The sequence below is a fragment of the Hydrogenophaga sp. A37 genome, assembly GCF_002001205.1.
In the GTDB taxonomy this organism is placed as follows: domain Bacteria; phylum Pseudomonadota; class Gammaproteobacteria; order Burkholderiales; family Burkholderiaceae_C; genus Hydrogenophaga.
Genome location: NZ_MUNZ01000131.1, coordinates 25,153 through 42,891, shown reverse-complemented (window position 1 = coordinate 42,891; position 17,739 = coordinate 25,153). Strand labels below are relative to the sequence as shown.

20 protein-coding genes are annotated in these 17,739 nt (G+C 66.1%); 10 read left to right on the top strand and 10 right to left on the bottom strand.

Features of this window, described 5'->3' with window-relative positions; genetic code table 11:
- Positions 1-225: 225 nt before the first annotated feature.
- The 10 genes from B0E41_RS18180 to B0E41_RS18135 form a co-directional block, all read right to left on the bottom strand.
- Entirely contained in the window at positions 226-960 is a 735-nt protein-coding gene (locus B0E41_RS18180; protein ID WP_077332931.1) for a YkgJ family cysteine cluster protein, read from the bottom strand.
- Between the two features lie 20 nt (positions 961-980).
- Positions 981-1,418, bottom strand: a complete 438-nt coding sequence (locus tag B0E41_RS18175) for an Ohr family peroxiredoxin (RefSeq protein WP_077332929.1) — start codon at positions 1,416-1,418, stop codon at positions 981-983.
- Between the two features lies 1 nt (position 1,419).
- The gene (locus tag B0E41_RS18170; protein ID WP_077332927.1) at positions 1,420-1,668 is read right to left on the bottom strand and encodes a zinc ribbon domain-containing protein; all 249 of its coding nucleotides are present in this window, start codon (positions 1,666-1,668) and stop codon (positions 1,420-1,422) included.
- Positions 1,655-2,104: an ArsC/Spx/MgsR family protein gene (locus tag B0E41_RS18165; RefSeq protein WP_077332925.1), complete on the bottom strand. Its 450-nt coding sequence runs from the start codon at positions 2,102-2,104 to the stop codon at positions 1,655-1,657. Before B0E41_RS18165 ends, B0E41_RS18170 begins: the two co-directional genes overlap by 14 nt.
- The gene (locus B0E41_RS18160) at positions 2,101-2,925 is read right to left on the bottom strand and encodes an ankyrin repeat domain-containing protein (RefSeq protein WP_077332923.1); all 825 of its coding nucleotides are present in this window, start codon (positions 2,923-2,925) and stop codon (positions 2,101-2,103) included. The genes B0E41_RS18165 and B0E41_RS18160 overlap by 4 nt, the downstream gene beginning before the upstream one ends.
- Positions 2,922-4,535, bottom strand: a complete 1,614-nt coding sequence (locus B0E41_RS18155) for a SagB/ThcOx family dehydrogenase (protein WP_077332921.1) — start codon at positions 4,533-4,535, stop codon at positions 2,922-2,924. The genes B0E41_RS18160 and B0E41_RS18155 overlap by 4 nt, the downstream gene beginning before the upstream one ends.
- On the bottom strand, positions 4,528-5,457 hold the full coding sequence (draG, locus tag B0E41_RS18150) for an ADP-ribosyl-[dinitrogen reductase] hydrolase (protein ID WP_077332919.1): 930 nt from the start codon (positions 5,455-5,457) through the stop codon (positions 4,528-4,530). The genes B0E41_RS18155 and draG overlap by 8 nt, the downstream gene beginning before the upstream one ends.
- Positions 5,450-6,295: an NAD(+)--dinitrogen-reductase ADP-D-ribosyltransferase gene (locus B0E41_RS18145; protein ID WP_077332917.1), complete on the bottom strand. Its 846-nt coding sequence runs from the start codon at positions 6,293-6,295 to the stop codon at positions 5,450-5,452. Before B0E41_RS18145 ends, draG begins: the two co-directional genes overlap by 8 nt.
- 133 nt (positions 6,296-6,428) lie before the next feature.
- Entirely contained in the window at positions 6,429-7,034 is a 606-nt protein-coding gene (locus B0E41_RS18140) for a hypothetical protein (protein WP_077332915.1), read from the bottom strand.
- Positions 7,031-7,489, bottom strand: coding sequence for a group II truncated hemoglobin (locus tag B0E41_RS18135; protein WP_077332913.1), 459 nt, complete (start codon positions 7,487-7,489; stop codon positions 7,031-7,033). Before B0E41_RS18135 ends, B0E41_RS18140 begins: the two co-directional genes overlap by 4 nt.
- Before the next feature lie 379 nt (positions 7,490-7,868).
- Between B0E41_RS18135 and nifH the strand changes: the two genes are divergently transcribed.
- The 10 genes from nifH (at position 7,869) to nifE (ending at position 17,735) form a co-directional block, all read left to right on the top strand.
- Positions 7,869-8,759, top strand: coding sequence for a nitrogenase iron protein (gene nifH / locus B0E41_RS18130; RefSeq protein ID WP_077332911.1), 891 nt, complete (start codon positions 7,869-7,871; stop codon positions 8,757-8,759).
- A gap of 90 nt (positions 8,760-8,849) precedes the next feature.
- On the top strand, positions 8,850-10,313 hold the full coding sequence (gene nifD, locus B0E41_RS18125; RefSeq protein WP_077332909.1) for a nitrogenase molybdenum-iron protein alpha chain: 1,464 nt from the start codon (positions 8,850-8,852) through the stop codon (positions 10,311-10,313).
- Between the two features lie 71 nt (positions 10,314-10,384).
- Positions 10,385-11,944 carry a nitrogenase molybdenum-iron protein subunit beta gene (nifK, locus tag B0E41_RS18120; RefSeq protein WP_077332907.1) on the top strand — a complete coding sequence of 520 codons (1,560 nt, stop codon included), beginning with the start codon at positions 10,385-10,387 and terminating at the stop codon, positions 11,942-11,944.
- A gap of 165 nt (positions 11,945-12,109) precedes the next feature.
- Positions 12,110-12,457, top strand: a complete 348-nt coding sequence (locus tag B0E41_RS18115; protein ID WP_077332905.1) for a 2Fe-2S iron-sulfur cluster-binding protein — start codon at positions 12,110-12,112, stop codon at positions 12,455-12,457.
- A gap of 2 nt (positions 12,458-12,459) precedes the next feature.
- Positions 12,460-12,840: a hypothetical protein gene (locus B0E41_RS18110; protein ID WP_253194997.1), complete on the top strand. Its 381-nt coding sequence runs from the start codon at positions 12,460-12,462 to the stop codon at positions 12,838-12,840.
- A gap of 185 nt (positions 12,841-13,025) precedes the next feature.
- Positions 13,026-13,511: a hypothetical protein gene (locus B0E41_RS18105; protein ID WP_077332903.1), complete on the top strand. Its 486-nt coding sequence runs from the start codon at positions 13,026-13,028 to the stop codon at positions 13,509-13,511.
- A gap of 20 nt (positions 13,512-13,531) precedes the next feature.
- Positions 13,532-15,238, top strand: a complete 1,707-nt coding sequence (locus tag B0E41_RS18100; protein ID WP_077332901.1) for an ATP-binding protein — start codon at positions 13,532-13,534, stop codon at positions 15,236-15,238.
- A complete protein-coding gene (locus tag B0E41_RS18095) occupies positions 15,235-15,591 on the top strand; it encodes a hypothetical protein (RefSeq protein WP_077332899.1) in 357 nt (118 codons plus the stop codon). The genes B0E41_RS18100 and B0E41_RS18095 overlap by 4 nt, the downstream gene beginning before the upstream one ends.
- 16 nt (positions 15,592-15,607) lie before the next feature.
- Positions 15,608-16,087, top strand: coding sequence for a ferritin family protein (locus tag B0E41_RS18090; RefSeq protein ID WP_077332896.1), 480 nt, complete (start codon positions 15,608-15,610; stop codon positions 16,085-16,087).
- 145 nt (positions 16,088-16,232) lie between these two features.
- Positions 16,233-17,735: a nitrogenase iron-molybdenum cofactor biosynthesis protein NifE gene (gene nifE / locus B0E41_RS18085; RefSeq protein ID WP_077332894.1), complete on the top strand. Its 1,503-nt coding sequence runs from the start codon at positions 16,233-16,235 to the stop codon at positions 17,733-17,735.
- The last annotated feature ends 4 nt before the right edge of the window (positions 17,736-17,739 follow it).

Sequence of the window (17,739 nt, the reverse complement as noted above, 5' to 3'; positions counted from 1 at the left end):
CTTCAGAAGGAGTTGGTTCGCACGCGGTCTCAAACCCTGCGTGGTGCCTCGATTGCGCTGGTTGTGTGTGCCCTTTGCTGACAGGCTTCTTTCAGGTGGCTATGAGCGGCTTTGGCCGGCAAGTCATAGGAAATTAGGTCAGGACCACAGATGCTGCTTCAGGATTGACATAAAGCTGTCCCAGCCTGCCGGACCACCCGCACGTTGATCACCCGCCTAGCGCAATCACCGCGGGATGTCGTCAAACCCCGGCGCCATGGCCTCGCGCTGATCCAGATCCACCGCCGCCTCGGCCAATGGGTCGGCACCCTTTAGCCAGGCGGCTTGCGCGTCCGGTGCGTCCAGCGCCAGCACCAGCGCGTGGTTCAGTTCGTAAGCTCCCCAGGCCAGGCCCTGCTGGCGCAGGGCGGCCTGCAGGGCCGACTGCAGCAGCATGCGCACCATCTGGTGCGGCCCGGAAAACGGCACTTCGCTTGCGCGCCCGGCCGCGGCGTCCACGCAGGCGCGCCGGTCGTGCGAGGCGTGGCCACGGCAGGCCAGTGGCCGCGCGCGGTGGATCAGGCACACGCCCTTCACCACGAAGGCGCAGCGCCGGTGCATCGCCACGCGCGCCGTTTCGTCTTGCCCCCGGGTGGCGGCGTCGATCTCGCGCACGGCGGTGATGAGGTCGATGCCGTGGCTCGCCAGCGTGGGCGCGGTGGCGCGCAGGTAGTTGGCCAGCACGAACACCTCGGGCGCGAGCGCGGTCACGCGCAGTTCGCAGCAGCTGGCGCAGCCTTTGCCGCAGGCCACGGGCGGTTGGCCCTCGCACTGGATCGCCACGTTGCCGTCGAAGCTGTCCCAGGCCTGCAGCAGCGCCGCCTCGGGGCCGGCGGTGGCGAGCGTGTGTTCAAAGGCGCCGCGCTGCTGGCGGAAGAAGGCTTCGGCGCCGTGGTCTTCAGGGGCGGTCTGTTCTGGCATGGGCGAAACCTCTCAAGCGGTCAAGCGGTCACCGGCGTGTCGAGCACCGCCTTGAGGTTGAGGCTCATGTTGGTCTTGGTCGCGTCGGCATAGGGGCAGATGCCCTTGGCGCGTTCCATCAGGCTGTCGGCCGTGGTCTGGTCCAGCGGGCCGGCCAGCGTGGCGGTGAGGCTGAGCGCCATGCGGTAGGCGCCTTCGAAGTTCACGTACATCGAGAGCGTGGCCTCGACGTAGCAGCCGCGCAGCGGCAGCTTGTCGGCCTTGGCGATGTGGCGGATGGAGTGTTCGAAACAGGCCGCGAAGGCGGCTGCGAACAGCATCTCGGGGTTCGGCCCCTCGCCGCTGCCGCCCATCTCTTTGGGCACGGCGAGCTTGAGCTTGAAGCTGCCGTCTTCGCTCTGCACCTGACCGCCGCGACCGCCCTGGGTCAGCATGGTTGTTTTGTAGACGAGGTCCATATCAGACTCGCTTTCCTTTGAGGATCTTGGCTTGATCCGACTGGCTGTAGTTGTTGAAATGACCCTGCGCGTGGGCCACGCGCCGGTGCGCCATGCGGATGGCTTCGATCTTGCCGGCCGGGGCGATGCGCGAGACGCACTTCTCCAGCTCGGTGCTCGCGCAGTGCGGGCAGGCGGGCACGGTGCTGGCTCGCACCAGCAGCTCGAACTCGGCCTGGCAGGCCTTGCAGTGGTAGTCAAACATGGGCATGTTGGCCTCCGGTGGGGGTGGTACAGGAAGTGGTGGGCGAGCTGCAGCCTTCGAGCGAGCGCGGGCGTTGCGCCGAGGGTTCGAGGCCGATCCAGGCCGTGACCGCGGCGGTGTCGAAGCCGACGTGGCGGCTGCCGTTTTCGGCGTTCAGCATCAGCGGGCGGCGGATCAGCAGCGGCTCAGCGATCAGCAGGGCCAGGGCGGCTTCGGCGTCCAGTGCCTCGGGCACGACCTCGCCACTCTTGATGCGCGGCGCGGCGCGGTTGAACCACTCGGGCACGGGCAGCGGCGCGAGGAATTCAAGCAGGGCCTCGGTGGTCCAGTGCGCGGTCAGCAGGTTGCGCCGCTCCAGCGTGTGGCCGGCGGCCTGCAGCGCGGCGCGCTGGCGCGCGTTGCCGCCGCAGCCGGGCTTTTCAAAGAAGACGAGGTGGCTCATGGGGGGCTTTCGCTGGGGATGGGTTGGCGGGCTGGGCGCAACAGGCGCAGGCATTCCACGCTGGCGGCCATGTCGAGCGCGCTGAAGTCGTCCTGCGTGCGCAGGCTGGCGTCGGCACCGAGCGCGAGCAGCTGGCGCAGCACGGTGGCCTTGCCGCTGCTGGACGCGTACATCAGCGCGGTGGCACCGGTGGTGTTGGTCTGGTCGATCGGCACGCCTGCGCGCACCAGGCGTTCGATGCCCGACAGATCGCCGTGCACGCAGGCCAGCCAGAGCGCGTTGTTGCCGTCGCGGTTGACCGCGTCCAGGGTCACGCCGTGGTGAAGCAGGGCGCTCACGATGGCGGCGTCGCCGCGCCAGGCCGCGAGCATCAGGGGCGTGTTGCCGTGGGGGCCGCGCGCATCGGGGTCGTCGAAGCCTTCGGCGCGCAGCCAGTCGGACAGGGCTTGCGTCGGTGGTTTGCGCGGCGGCGCGGGCGGCGTGGCGGGCGCCGCCGGTGCGGGCGCGTTCTGCGCCGCGACCCAGGCTGTCTGGCCGCCGATGAGGTCAAACACCTGGGTGAAGCCGAAGTCGGCGAAGGTTTGAGCCCAGGGCTGGCTGGCGTTGCCGTGGTAGCAGTAGATCAGCACCGGGCGCGCGCGGGCAGTGCGCAGCAACAGGTCGTCCTGGTTGTCGCTGCAGAGCCGCACGGCACCGGGCCAGCCGTCGCGTGCATGGCTGGCGGCGTCGCGCGTATCGAGCAGCAGGGCATTGGGGTGGGCCGCGCACCAGGGGCCGAGCTCGGCCACGGTGAGACGGCGGAAGACGCGTTGGCCTTTCATGGGCGGGGCTCCGGGTAGGGGGGTGTGCTGGCAATGCGCGCGTCCGCCACCGGCAGGCCGACGCTGAAGTGGTAGAGCACCTGCCAGGCTTCGGTGCCGGGGGCGCCCAGGCCGAGCAGCTCGCGCACCGGGTCGTCGAAAAAGCAGCCGATGCCGGTGCCGCGCAGGCCGGCGGCTTCGGCTTCGAGGTAAAGCACCTGGCCGATCAGGCCGGCTTCGCGCAGGCGGTCACTGTACAGCCAGGCTTGTTCGCTTTTGATCGACGGCAGCTCGGCCAGCAAGGCGATCACGAACACCGCGTCGGCGGCGATGGCCTGGTGGCAGGAGAGGGCGCGCAGCGTGCCGGCCAGTGCGGGGTTCGGGGCGAGTTCGACCAGCGGGATGTCGGCGGGGCAGCGGTCGACCGGCTTCCAGGTGAGTTGGGGCAGGGCGGCTTGCAGCCGCGCCTGGGCCGTGATGTTGCGCGGCAGCAGGTAGGCGCCGGGCGCGAGGCCGTCCACCCGGTGGGCGAACAGCACCGCGTGCACCTGGGCGCCGTCCTGGCCCATGTCCCAGGGCAGCTGGCCCGCGGGCATGAGCGCGGTGAGCAGGGGCCAGAGGGTGGCGGTGTGAGTGCGGGCGCTGCGGTCGAAGCGCTGGGCGCTGCGGCGCTGGCGGATCAGTTGCGAGGCCTTGGCTGTGCTGCTGGGCAGCAGCGTGCGGCGGGCCTGCGCGGGCAGCGCCGGGGTGGGCTTGGCGGTGAGGCGGCGCGAGGCCTGGGCCACGGCGTCGATCACCGGCCAGCGGTACATCGGGTGGGCATCGAGGCGGTTGGCTTGTCCGAACCAGCTGGCACCGGCCAGCACCTCGGGCAAGTCCAGCGGCGGCGTGTTGATCGCTTCAAAACACAGCTCGAACACGGCCTCGTCCTCTTCGCCCTCCGCGTGCAGAAAATCGCCCGCACGGTCCAGGCCCATGAGCGCGGCCAGTTCGACGTGGCCCAGGCCCAGCTCGCGCACACGCCAGCCCAGCAGGGCGGCGGCGTAGCGCAGGGCGCCGATGGCGTGGCCCATGTCGAGCTGGCAGTAGCGAAAAGCGCGCTCGCCGTATTTCCAGGCCTCGCGCCAGTGGATCGAGCTGAAGCCCACCAGCAGGCGCGGCGCGGTGGCTGGCCCATCGAAGGCGGCGCGCAGCTCCAGCGCGTGTTCCTTGGGCGCGTAGTGGTACACGCCATCGGTCAGGTCGGGCAGGCCTTGCGTCACGAGGTAGACCTCGGTCGGGTGCAGGTTGCCGCTGGAGGGGTTGATGCGCAGCGCCCAGCGGTCTGGGCCAAGCTCTTTCCAGGCCGAGAGCGCGAACGAGAGCTCGAACAGGCGGCCGATCTGGGCCAGGTTCGCTGAGCGGGCCTCGCGCCCGGGCTCGAAGAGTTGATTCCAGCCGATGGATTCTTCGGCGGCGTCCAGCGGCAGGGGCGTGAGCGGCGCGCCAGCGAAGCGGCGGAACGGGTCGGGCTGGGCGTCCCAGTCCAGCGTTTCCGGGCCGGCGGCGTAGGCGCCCAGCCGGTGCTTGCTGCGCTCGTGGTAGGACTGAACGTGAGCCAGCGCGCTGACCTGAGTGACGGTTTCAGCCATGGGGCGCCTCCGCCGGGCCGCGCGAGAGCGCGAGCAGGCCGCTGCACTGGTCGGTGATGGCCATCACGGTCTGCGGCTGCAGGCGCTGCAGCCAGCGCCGGGGCAGGGCGGCGGCGCCGCAGCGCGCACCGGCCAGCATGCCGATCAGCGCGCCCGTGGTGTCGGCGTCGTCGCCCTGGTTCACGGTGCTGATCAGGGCTTCTTCGAAGTCGTTGTGCAATGTGTAGAAGTGCAAGACGGTCTGCACCGTGTCCACCACATAGGCGGTGGCGTGGCCGCGGTAGGGCACGAAGTTGAAGGCCGGGTTCTGTTCGATCCAGCGGTCCATCCAGACCAGGCTGTCCGCGTGGCTGGCGCCATCGATGAGGCGGCGCACGAGGTGGCCGAAGCCCAGCGTGGCGGCGTCGGACAGCGGGTGGTGGTGCGTCAGGCGCGCCTGAGCGAGGGACAGGCGCTCGAAGGCCGCGTCGTCGCCCAGCGTGGCCAGGGCCACGGGCAGGTTGCGCATCAGCGCGCCGTTGCCGCCGTCGCCGGTGTTGTAGGGGCCTGCGAGGCTGCGCTCGTGGAGGTAACGCAAGATGCCGCGCCGGCAGGTGTTGCCGATGTCCACCGGCTTGGCCTGGAACCACTTCACAAAGGCCAGGCCGATGGTGTGCACCAGCGCGTCGTCGCCGAGGGCGTGGCTTTGCAGGGCCTGTGGGCCGCCCTGCAGAAGGGCCGCGCCCAGGGCCAGGCTCATGGTGGTGTCGTCGGTGACCTGGCCGCGCGCGAGCTTGAGCCAGCCGCCGCCCACGATGTCGCGGTGCACGCCGTATTGCAGCGCGATCTCGCGCGGGCGCATGAACTCCACCGTCGCGCCCAGCGCGTCGCCGATGGCCAGACCCAGGTAGGCGCCGAGCACGCGGTCGAAGCGATCAGTCATAGCGCGCCACCACGTCGTAGTCGCCACCCAGGGCGATCACCTCTTGCTCGCCTTGCAACACATGGCCCGGCAGCAGGCCGGGGAACACCAGCAGCTTGCTGGCGGGCACCAGCAGCTCGAACACCCAGTCGCCAAAACATGAGGCTTCTTCGGGGCTGAGGCTGAAGGACACGATGTTGTTGAGCCGCACACGGCACTGGCGTTCGCGCAGTGAGCCCTGCAGCAACTGCTCTTCCACGCGGTTGCTGCCGCGCCAGAGCCGCACGTGGCGGCCTTGCATCTGGGGCGGGGGCAGTGGGAAGCGGGCCAGTGCCCACTGGCAGAACTCGTACAACAGGTCGAGCTGCTGGTGGATGTTGTTGCTGTGGTGGCGGCTGCTGGTTTTTTCTTCCAGGTAGGCCACCCAGGCCGGTGAAGGGAAGCGCGCCAGCGGCGCCTTGTGGAACGTGGGCACGAGGCCGAAGCGGCTCTCTACCCAGCCCTTGAGCACGGCGCCCGCCGCGCCGTTGGCGTCCATGCCCCAGCCCTGCAGCAGGCGGCGCCAGCTGCCGCGCCAGCGCCGTGGCTCGGCCGATGCCGCGCTGCCGTTGGCGGGTTTCTCGGGCGCTTGCAGGCCGAAGGCGATGGACAGGTAGTGCACAAAGACCTCGCGCGCTTCGCTCAGGTCGCTACAGCGGTCCAGCAGCGCGAAGAGACCCGGCTGGGTCTCGCGCGTGCCGGCGATGTGCAGCTCGGGCGCGCGCTCATTGAAGCCCGTGCTGGCCAGCCAGGCCGTGGGCACACCCACCAGGTTGGTGCTGGTCCAGCGTGGGGGTTGGTCGCGCTCATCGTCGTCCATCTCAACGGCCTGAGGGTTTGATCGGATGGATTCCGTCGCGAGCGGACCGAGGCTGCGTTGAGGAGCGGAGCCGTACTCACGTACGGCGAGCACCGCAGATGCAGCATCGGTTCGCGCAGCAGGAAGACACCGATCAAACGGGGCGGTTTTCGTTGGGATTCCGCACGGGACCCATAAGCGTCAGGCCTTCTGCGTAGGTGATGGTGTCGAAGGTGACGTCGAACTTCAGCGCAGCGTCGGCCACGGCGTCGAGCTTGCCGGCGGTGTCCTTTTTCTTCAGGTCGTTCTTTTCGAGGTACAGCAGATCGAGCATCTCGTTGTAGACCGTGGACTCGTCGATGGGCAGCACATAGAACATCGCGCCCTTGTACGGCACCTGGTACTTCTTGGACAGGTCGATGTTGTTGCAGAACAGGAAGTACTTGCCGCCCGCGCTCAGCGAGTCGCCCAGCACCTCGGCCACGTCCTTCAGGTTCTCGAAGCTGAGCAGGTAACCGGCGAAGAAGGGCAGGGTCTTTTCACCCACGGTGCCGATGGCCATGACCTGTGGGCACATCAGTTCGGGTGGGCGCGCTTCGTCGGCCAGCTTGGGCGCAAAACGCAAGGCGAGTTCGCCGCGAAAGCCGACCCGGCCGAACTTGCTGGTGGGGGCCTTGAGCAGCGGGTTGAGCAGGCGGCCCTCGCTCTCCAGGCGGGCAAGCCCGGTGTCGTCGATCTCTTTGGTGGCCAGGGTGGTCATGAAGCTTCCTTCGGGTTGTTGGCAGGGGTTGCCGGGGGGTGTGGGGTGTTGCGCATGAAGTCGGCGGTCTTGAAGAAGGCCGCCATCAGCACGCTGTGCAAACCGGGGGGCACGCCGGTCTGCTGTATCGCGGCGGCCATGCAGGCGAGCCAGGCGTCGCGCTCGGGCACGCCGATGGCAAAGGCCGCGTGGCGCATGCGCAGGCGCGGGTGGCCGCGCTGCGCGGTGTAGTCCTTGGGGCCACCCAGCCACTCGGCCAGGTACAGCCGCAGCACGGCTTTGGTATGGCCCAGATCGGGCTCGTGCATGGCGCGGATGCCCTGGGCATCGGCCCGGCTGTCCATCTGCGCATAGAAGGCATTCACCAGGCGGTCCACCGCCGCCTGGCCACCGATCGCTTCAAAGTGCGAGGGCGGCGCCAGCGGTGCGGGGATGAGCGCGTGAGGCAGGTTCATGGCTCTCTAAGAGCAATCAACGTACCAGGCGCATTTGCCGCGCGACGGCCATCAAATGCGACACAAAGCCGCCGCAGCGACCCGCCGACGCGGTGTGTGTGCGAACAATTTCGCTGTTTTGTCGGGAACAGGACAAAGCCCTTTCGGAAGCCGTTGCGCGCCCTGAAAAGTGCACTTTTCCCTCTGTAGAGGCCCTGTTTCAAGGGCGACAAAACAGGGGCCAAACCACATGGCACGGAAGCTGCAAAGAGGAGGATGCGCGGACACCAGTCCGGCCGACGTGAACCTAGAGCAATAAGACCAACAGGCACGGAAGGCTGACCCAAAGTCGCGGCAACGCTTGCTTAGGTTCTTTAACTTTCCTGAATGGAGTACTGCAATGGCCAAACTTCGGCAAATCGCCTTTTACGGTAAAGGCGGCATCGGTAAATCGACCACTTCCCAGAACACCCTGGCTGCTCTGTCCGACCTCGGCCAGAAAATCCTGATCGTCGGCTGCGACCCCAAGGCCGACTCGACCCGCCTGATCCTGCACGCCAAGGCACAGGACACCATCCTCTCGCTGGCCGCTGAAGCCGGTTCTGTGGAGGACCTGGAGCTCGAAGACGTGATGAAGATCGGCTACAAGGACATCCGCTGCGTCGAGTCCGGTGGCCCTGAGCCAGGCGTCGGCTGCGCTGGCCGCGGCGTGATCACCTCGATCAACTTCCTGGAAGAAAACGGCGCCTACGACGGCGTGGACTACGTGTCCTACGACGTGCTGGGTGACGTGGTGTGCGGCGGCTTCGCCATGCCCATCCGCGAGAACAAGGCGCAAGAGATCTACATCGTGATGTCGGGCGAGATGATGGCCATGTACGCGGCCAACAACATCTCCAAGGGCATTTTGAAGTACGCCAACTCGGGTGGTGTGCGTCTGGGTGGCCTGGTCTGCAACGAGCGCCAGACCGACAAGGAACTGGAACTGGCCGACGCCCTGGCCGGCATGCTGGGCAGCAAGCTGATCCACTTCGTGCCGCGCGACAACATCGTGCAACACGCCGAGCTGCGCCGCATGACGGTGATCGAGTACGCACCTGAATCCAAGCAGGCCGCCGAGTACCGCACCCTGGCCCAGAAGATCCACAACAACGCCGGCAACGGCACGATCCCGACCCCGATCACCATGGACCAGCTGGAAGACATGCTGATGGAGTTCGGGATCATGGACACCATCGACGAGACCCAGGTCGGCAAGGCAGCAGCAGCCGCCGCGGCCGCCGCCGCCTAAACGGCCGGCCCCCAAGTCCGATCCGCCTGGCGTGTGCCGGCGGGTCGGTCTTGAATCCCAAGCAAAACCAAATATCCATTGGAGTTACCCATGACTGCCACAGTTGAAGACCGCAAGGCCACGAACAAAGCCTTGATCGATGAAGTGCTGAAGGCCTATCCCGAAAAGATGGCCAAGCGCAGGGCGAAGCACCTGGGCTCGTTCGAAGAAGGCAAGCCGGACTGCGGCGTCAAATCCAACATCAAGTCCCTGCCGGGCGTCATGACCATCCGCGGTTGTGCCTACGCCGGTTCCAAGGGCGTGGTGTGGGGCCCCATCAAGGACATGGTCCACATCAGCCACGGTCCCGTGGGCTGTGGCCAGTACTCCTGGGCTGCACGCCGCAACTACTACATCGGCACCACCGGCATCGACACCTTCGTGACGATGCAGTTCACCAGCGATTTCCAGGAAAAGGACATCGTCTTCGGTGGTGACAAAAAGCTCGACAAGATCATTGATGAGATTCAAGAGTTGTTCCCGCTCAACAAGGGCATCTCGATCCAGTCCGAGTGCCCGATCGGCCTGATCGGTGACGACATCGAAGCCGTGTCGAAGAAGAAGAGCAAGGAATACGAAGGCAAGACCATCGTGCCCGTGCGCTGCGAAGGTTTCCGCGGCGTGAGCCAGTCGCTCGGCCACCACCTGGCCAACGACGCGATCCGCGACTGGGTGTTCGACCGCACCGATCCGAACAAGCGCCCCGAGTTCGTCTCCACGCCCTACGACGTGGCCATCATCGGCGACTACAACATCGGTGGTGACGCCTGGTCCAGCCGCATCCTGCTCGAAGAAATGGGTCTGCGCGTGATCTCCCAGTGGTCCGGCGACGGCACCATCGCCGAGATCGAAAACACGCCCAAGGCCAAGCTCAACGTGCTGCACTGCTACCGCTCGATGAACTACATCAGCCGGCACATGGAAGAGAAGTACGGCATTCCATGGGTGGAATACAACTTCTTCGGCCCGACCATGATCGAGAAGAGCCTGCGCGAAATCGCCAGCCACTTCGACGACAGCATCAAGGCCAAGGCCGAAGAGGTGATCAACAAGTACAAGCCGCTGATGCAGGCCGTGATCGACAAGTTCAAGCCGCGCCTGCAGGGCAAGAAGGTCATGCTGTTCGTGGGCGGTCTGCGTCCGCGCCACGTGATCGGCGCTTACGAAGATTTGGGCATGGACGTGGTCGGCACCGGATACGAATTCGGCCACGGCGACGACTACCAGCGCACCACGCATTACGTGAAAGACGGCACGCTGATCTATGACGACGTGACCGGCTACGAGTTCGAGAAGTTCGTCGAGCAAGTGCAACCCGACCTGGTGGGCTCGGGCATCAAGGAAAAGTACGTGTTCCAGAAGATGGGCGTGCCCTTCCGCCAGATGCACAGCTGGGACTACTCCGGCCCGTACCACGGCTACGACGGCTTCGCCATCTTCGCCCGTGACATGGACATGGCAATCAGCTCGCCCATCTGGAGCCTGACCAAGGCTCCGTGGAAAAAAGCCGCCTGAAGAAGACTGCGGGCGGCCTGGCCTCTGCCGGTCGTCCGCTCCTTGAATTTCAACATCCTCTGGAGAGCACCATGCCCCAATCAGCCGACAAGATCCTCGACCACGAACTGCTGTTCCGTGAGCCCGAGTACCAGGACATCTTCCGCAACAAGAAAGCGGAATTCGAGTTCAACCACAGCGACGAAACGGTCAAGCAGATCGTCGAGTGGACCAAGACCGAAGACTACAAACAGAAGAACTTCGCCCGTGATTCCCTGTCGGTGAACCCGGCCAAGGCCTGCCAGCCGCTGGGCGCGGTCTACGTGGCCAACGGTTTCCAGAAGACGCTGAGCTTCGTGCACGGCAGCCAGGGCTGCGTGGCCTACTACCGCTCGCACTTCAGCCGCCACTTCAAGGAACCCACGTCCTGCGTGAGCTCCTCGATGACGGAAGACGCCGCCGTGTTCGGTGGCCTGAACAACATGGTCGACGGCCTGGCCAACGCCTACAGCCTGTACAAGCCCGACATGATCGCCGTCTCGACCACCTGCATGGCCGAAGTGATCGGTGACGACGTCGACGCCTTCATCAAGACCAGCAAGCAAAAAGGCAGCGTGCCCGACGAGTTCGACGTGCCGTTCGCCCACACCCCGGCGTTTGTGGGCAGCCACATCACCGGCTACGACAACGCGCTGCTGGGCATCCTGCGCCACTTCTGGGACGGCAAGGCCAAGACCACCGAACCCCTGGTGCGCGTGCCCAACGAGAGCATCAACTTCATCGGTGGCTTCGACGGCTTCGTCGTCGGCAACATGAAGGAAATCCGCCGCATCTTCGATCTGTTCGGTGTGCAGGTGAACATCATCTGTGACCCGTCCGGCAACTGGAACACGCCCACCGATGGCGAGTTCCGCATGTACGCCGGTGGCACCTCGAAAGAAGAAGTGGTCGCCGCGCTGCACGCCAAAGCGACCATCGTGTTCCAGGAGTTCTGCTGCGAGAAGACCAGCAAGTTCATCGCCGAACACGGCCAGGAAGTCGTCACGCTGAACGCCCCCGTGGGCGTGGCCGGCACCGACAAGTTCTTGATGGAAATCTCGCGCCTGACCGGCAAGCCGATCCCGGCCGAGCTGGAGAAAGAGCGCGGCGAACTGGTCGACGCCATGGCCGACAGCCAGGCCCACCTGCACGGCAAACGCTTCGCCCTCTACGGCGACCCGGACCAGATGCTGGGTTATGCCGGCTTCCTGCTCGAACTCGGTGCCGAACCCTCGCACGTGCTCGCCACCAACGGCGGCAAAGAGTGGGAGATCAAGGTCCAGGCCCTGTTCGACAGCTCGCCCTACGGCGCCGGTTGCAAGGTCTACCCCAAGCGCGATCTGTGGCACCTGCGTTCGCTGCTGTTCACCGAGCCGGTGGACTTCCTGATCGGCAACACCTACGGCAAGTACCTGGAACGCGACACCAAGACGCCGCTGGTGCGCATGGTGTTCCCGATCTTCGATCGCCACCACTACCACCGTTTCCCCACCTGGGGCTACGAAGGCGGTATGCGCGTGCTGGTCACCCTGCTTGACGAGTTCTTTGAAGCCCTGGATGCGAACACGATTGTTCCGGGCAAGACGGACTACTCGTACGACATCATTAGGTGATGGTTCCCCCTGCGCCGCTTCGCGTCACCCCCCAGGGGGCGATGCGAGTGGCCCGGCGGAGCCGGTTCCACCGCATCCTGAGTTGAACTCCCCCTGGTCTTCGGTGGACGCCCAGGTCGGCTCCCCGCTCGCTGGCGGGACCTATCAAATTTCTAGAGGTGCCCTATGGCCAACGTGACATTCAGTTCTCCGCGCATGAAGAAGGACCTCACGGTCTATGCCATCGCGGGTGACACCAAGACCCTGCTGGCGGTGGCGAAGGCCAACGACATTCCGCTGGATTTCGAGTGCGAGAACGGCGAGTGCGGCTCCTGCCAGTTGCAGGTGACCGTGCTGTCGGGCAACACGCCGCATGGCGTGGCGCTGACCGAAAAAGAGAAGACGGTGTTGAAGCTGGCCGGCAAGATCACGGCGCAGCAGATCGCCGACGCCGAGACCAAGGACCTGCCGCCACCGTGGCGCCTGGCCTGCCAGTTCATCGTGCGCAACGAAGACATCGTTGTGAAGTTCTGACCATGAACACGCCCGCCACCACCACCGCACTCGACGTGGCCCAAGACGGCTCGGGAACCGCAGCAGTTGAAGCGGTCTACATCAAGACCACGCTGGACGGCCGCAAGGTCGAGGTGATCGACGGTTGGGTGTGTCTCGGTGGCGTGCGCGAGGCCGACAACCTGATCGCCATGGACGAGCACCCGAACCGCCAGGCGATTGCCAAGGCGGTGCCTGGTGCCTCCCATGTGGCGGGCCGGCTGCCCCTGACCCTGCCCGAGGCCGCTGTGGCCCAGGGCGCTCTGTCGATTGCGCAGCGGCAGTTCGATGCCAGCCCGGCCGGCATCACGCAACGGTTGCGAAAAGCCGTCTGGGCCAAGACAGCAGCTGAAGGCGTGGAATGACCCCACTGTGCGTTCGATGCCACAAAAACCGTTCGGGCTGAGCTTGTCGAAGCCTTGCGCGGTGCCGGCATGTCGAACCCTTCGACAGGCTCAGGGCGAACGGAACTCAAAGCCAACAGACCTTGTTGCAAACGGGGCGTCCACGCAATGGGCGCTGATCGGCCATAGCCATCGGAGAGAGAACCATGATCTATGTGGTGGAAGTGCCCGAACAAGCCGCACCGCGCGCGTGGTTCGCCTACGACGAGGCCGACTTCGCGCGCAAGGTCGAGGCTGGCGATCCGCTGCAGCCTTGGGAAATTTTTGACACGCTGAGTGCGCGTGATCTGCTCAGCGACATCGGCCACGAATCGGTGGACGCGACCGCACGTGAACGCTACCCGGCCATCTGTGCGCTCGGCGACAGCCACGGCTGGGACGCGCCGCTCTACCGCGCCGACCACCTGCTCGGCAGCGGCGTGCTGAGCGCCGAACCGGTGAGTGAGGCCGAGGCGCTGGAGGCCGCGCTGGCCGCACGCGGCGGGCTCACCTGCGTCTACCGCGGCGACCGCGACGCCATCGGCGCGTTTGAAGGTGCTGACCCGCGCATCGCCGGCAAGGACAACTGGCACGCGCGGCGCGCGCTGTACGAGCAGCTGGTGGCGCTGGAAGTGCTGGCCGACGACAACTGATCCCCAACCGATCCACGGCCATGAAGCTGCGCATTGAACGCCCCCATGCCCAGACCCTGGCAGGGGAATTCCCCGAGCTCGCCGGCCTGACGGACCAGCTGCGTTTCGGCCAACACGCCGAGACCCGGCTGCGCCTGCTGAGCGCGCCGGTGCTGGACCGGCTCGACCAGCTCTGGGACGCGGGCGGCCCGGCCCAGCAGCGCCGCGCCGTGCAGCTGCGTTCGCTGCGGGGCTTGCTCGGCGTGCCCGGTGCCCAGCGCTTCACGGCCGACACGCTGGAAGACGCGGTGCCCGCCCTGGTGGCCTACTTGGCCGAGGGCAGCACGCACGGCTGGCTGTTCAGCGCCGACACCGACGGCGTGCCGCTGGCCTGGTGCCCGACGCGCATCGACTACACGCCGCCTTCCCACGACGAAACCGGCAAGGTGCTGGTCGACCTCAAGGCCAATGCCAAGGGCGGACTGGTCAGCCAGACACTGCGCCTCTCGGGCAACGACGTGATCGGCCGCAGCGTGGCCGAGCTGCTGCTCGCGCGCGGCCTGGTGCGCGAAACGCCCGAGCTGCTGCGCGCGTATGAAGCTTCGGTGGCCACGTACTTCGACTGGCGCGCGCAGAGCGGCGCCCAGTTCCTCGGCCGTGGCCTGGCCTTTCACGCGCCCGACCCGAGCGCCACCCACCGCGACAACGACTGGCAACGCAAGGACATCGTGATCCTCTCGGCGCAGGGCGAAGCGGCGCGCCTGGTGAACGACGAGGCCGTGCTGCAGCAGCGCGACACCAGCCTGGAAACCCCAGGCGAGCTGCTCACCAACTACCTGATCAAGGCCGCCAAGAGCAGCCAGTACGACGCCGAACAGGACGTGCTGGCGCTGAAGGCCTCTTTGCAGGACCGACCCCGGCTGTTCCGCCAGCTGCCGGTGCACCCGCTGATCCTGATGTTCCACCTGGAGTTGCACCACCATGTGTGGGTGCATGTGGACGACCTCGAACCCTATGCGTACAAGCCCCAGCTCAAGCAGCTGCTGGTGCTGCCGCCCGAGCAGACCGACCTGATCGACATCCTCACCGCCGAGATGGACGTGCTGATGGACGACATCATCGCCGGCAAGTCCGGCGGCACCACGGTGCTCTGCGCCGGCCCGCCTGGGGTGGGCAAGACGCTCACCGCCGAGGTCTATGCCGAGATCATTCAGCGCCCGCTCTACCGCGTGCACTCGGGCCAGCTCGGCCTGAACGTGGCCACCATGGAGACGGCGCTGAAGGACGTGCTGCAGCGCGCCCAGCGCTGGGGCGCGGTGCTGCTGATCGACGAGGCCGACGTCTACATCAAGAAGCGCGACGACAACCTGACCATGAACGCCGTGGTCGGCGTCTTCCTGCGCGTGCTGGAGTACTTCAACGGCCTGCTGTTCCTGACCACCAACCGGGTCGACGACATCGACGAGGCCATCGTCTCGCGCTGCATCGCGCTGATCCGCTACCACCCGCCCGACGCAGCCGCCCGCGCGCGCATCTGGGGCGTGATGGGCGAGCAGTTCGGTCTGGCCCTGGGCAACGACATGCCGCGCATGCTGGCCGAGCTGTTCCCGGCCGCGACCGGGCGCGACATCAAGGGCCTGGCCAAGCTGGTCGCCAAGTACTGCCGCCACAAGCAGGTGGACGCGAGCCGCGAGGTGTTTCTTCGCTGCGCCATGTTCCGTGGCCTCGACCCGGTGAGCACACCATGATCGCCCGCATGCAATACCTGATCCTGCAGAACAGCGGCGAGGTCATGACGAGCCTGCTCGCCGAGCTGCAGGGTGAAGAGGAGCTGTTCGCCAGCGCCAACACCCTGGCCTGTGTGGAGATGCATTTGCTGCGCATGGCGCAGACCCTGGCGCACTGGCCCGAGCCGCTGCGCCTGCGCCTGGTCCAGCTCGACTGGCACGGCTGGGCGCGCCTGCAGGGCCTGCTGGAGAGCGACGGCCAGCCGCGGCGCGAAGCCGTCTGGTACGGCATCCACGCCCTGGTGCCGGCCACGCTGGAACTGATCGCCCAGCTGCGCCAGAAAGAGCCGGCCTGGTTCGAACTGGATTTTTGACCGAAGGAAGATTGACATGGACTCCGTAGAAGAATTTCTGGCCCACACCATCCAGTTGGAAAACGAAGCCGCGCTGCGCTTTGGACAGCTCGCCGACGCCATGCGCACCGCCGGCAACACCGAGGTGGCCCAGCTGTTCCGCCAGCTCGCCGACTATTCGTTGCTGCACCTGGGCGACGCGCGCGAACGGGCCGGCTACCGGAACCTGCCTACGCTGGCCGAGGCCGACTACCAGTGGCCCGACATCGAAAGCCCCGAGGCCGCGGCGATCTGGGCCGCCGACCCCTTCATCGGCATCGAGCAGGCGCTGCAAGTGGCGCTCGACGCCGAGAGCGCCGGCCTGGCGTTTTACGACAACGTGCTGCAGACCACGACCGACCCCGAGATCAAGGTGCTGGCGAAAGAGTTTGTGGAAGAAGAGGCGCAGCACGTGGCCGAGCTGGAGCGCTGGATCGTTCTGCACCGCAGTGGCGAGAAGCTCCCGATGCAGAAGTAGTCCGTGGTCGGGAGGCCTGTCGCAAAGCGCCCGCGACATTCCCTTCAAACCCGCCACAGACGGCCACAAAACCGGTCCAAAAGCCTGAAAAAGGCCTGGCACCCAACTTGCAAAGGGACTCTCAACCCACCGTCTGGAGTCCGCCATGTCTGTATCGCTCAAGGCCAAGATCGCTGAAGTGTTCGAGGAGCCCGGCTGCGACATCAACCAGGGCAAGAGCGAGAAGGAGCGCAAGAAGGGTTGCACCAAGCAGCTCTCGCCCGGCGCGGCGGCGGGTGGCTGCGCCTTCGACGGCGCAAAGATTGCGCTGCAACCGGTGGTCGACGTGGCCCACCTGGTGCACGGCCCGATCGCCTGCGAAGGCAACTCCTGGGACAACCGCCACAGCGCGTCCAGCGGCTCCACCATCTACCGCAGCGGTTTCACCACCGACATCAACGAACTCGACGTGATCTACGGCGGTGAAAAGCGCCTCTTCAAGTCCATCCGAGAGATCATTGAAAAGTACGATCCGCCCGCGGTCTTCGTCTACCAGACCTGCGTCACCGCGCTGACCGGCGACGACATCGAAGCCGTCTGCAAGCGCGCCGCCGAAAAGTTCGGCAAGCCGGTGATCCCGGTCAACGCGCCCGGCTTCGCCGGCCCCAAGAACCTGGGCAACAAGCTCGGCGCCGAAGCCCTGCTGGACTACGTGATCGGCACCGTCGAGCCCGAGTACACCACCGCCTACGACATCAACATCATTGGCGAATACAACCTGGTCGGTGAACTCTGGCAGGTCAAGCCGCTGCTCGACGCGCTGGGCATCCGCATCCTCTCGTGCATCTCGGGCGACGGCCGCTACAACGAGATCGCCAGCGCCCACCGCGCCAAGGTCAACATGATGGTCTGCTCCAAGTCGATGATCAACATCGCGACCAAGATGGAGCAGCGCTACGGCATCCCGTATTTCGAAGGTTCGTTCTACGGCATCAGCGACATGAGCGAGACGCTGCGCCAGATCGCCAGCCTGCTGGTGAAGCAGGGCGCCGACGCCGAGCTCATCGAACGCACCGAGCGCCTGATCGAGGTGGAAGAAGCGCGCGCCTACAAGCGCATCGCCGAATACAAGAAGCGCCTGCAGGGCAAACGCGTGCTGCTGATCACGGGCGGTGTGAAGTCGTGGTCGGTGGTGGCGGCGCTGCAGGAAGGCGGCATGGAAATCGTCGGCACCAGCGTCAAGAAGAGCACCAAGGAAGACAAGGAAAAGATCAAGGAGATCATGGGCGAGGGCGCCGACGCCCACATGATCGATGACATGACACCGCGCGAGATGTACGCGATGCTGAAAGAAGCGCGCGCCGACATCATGCTCAGCGGCGGCCGCTCACAGTTCGTCGCGCTCAAGGCGCGCATGCCCTGGCTGGACATCAACCAGGAACGCCACCACCCCTACGGTGGCTACGAAGGCATGGTCGAGCTGGTGCACGAGATCGACCGCGCCATCTTCAACCCGGTGTGGCAGCAGGTGCGCATCCCCGCGCCCTGGGGCGACGACGGCGAAACCCTGGGCGCGGTCACACCCACCGTGACAGGCACCTCGACCGACCATCTCAGTGCGGTGGCAGCGAACGCCATGGGCTTGGAGCCCGAAGAAATCCCCGTCTGATTCA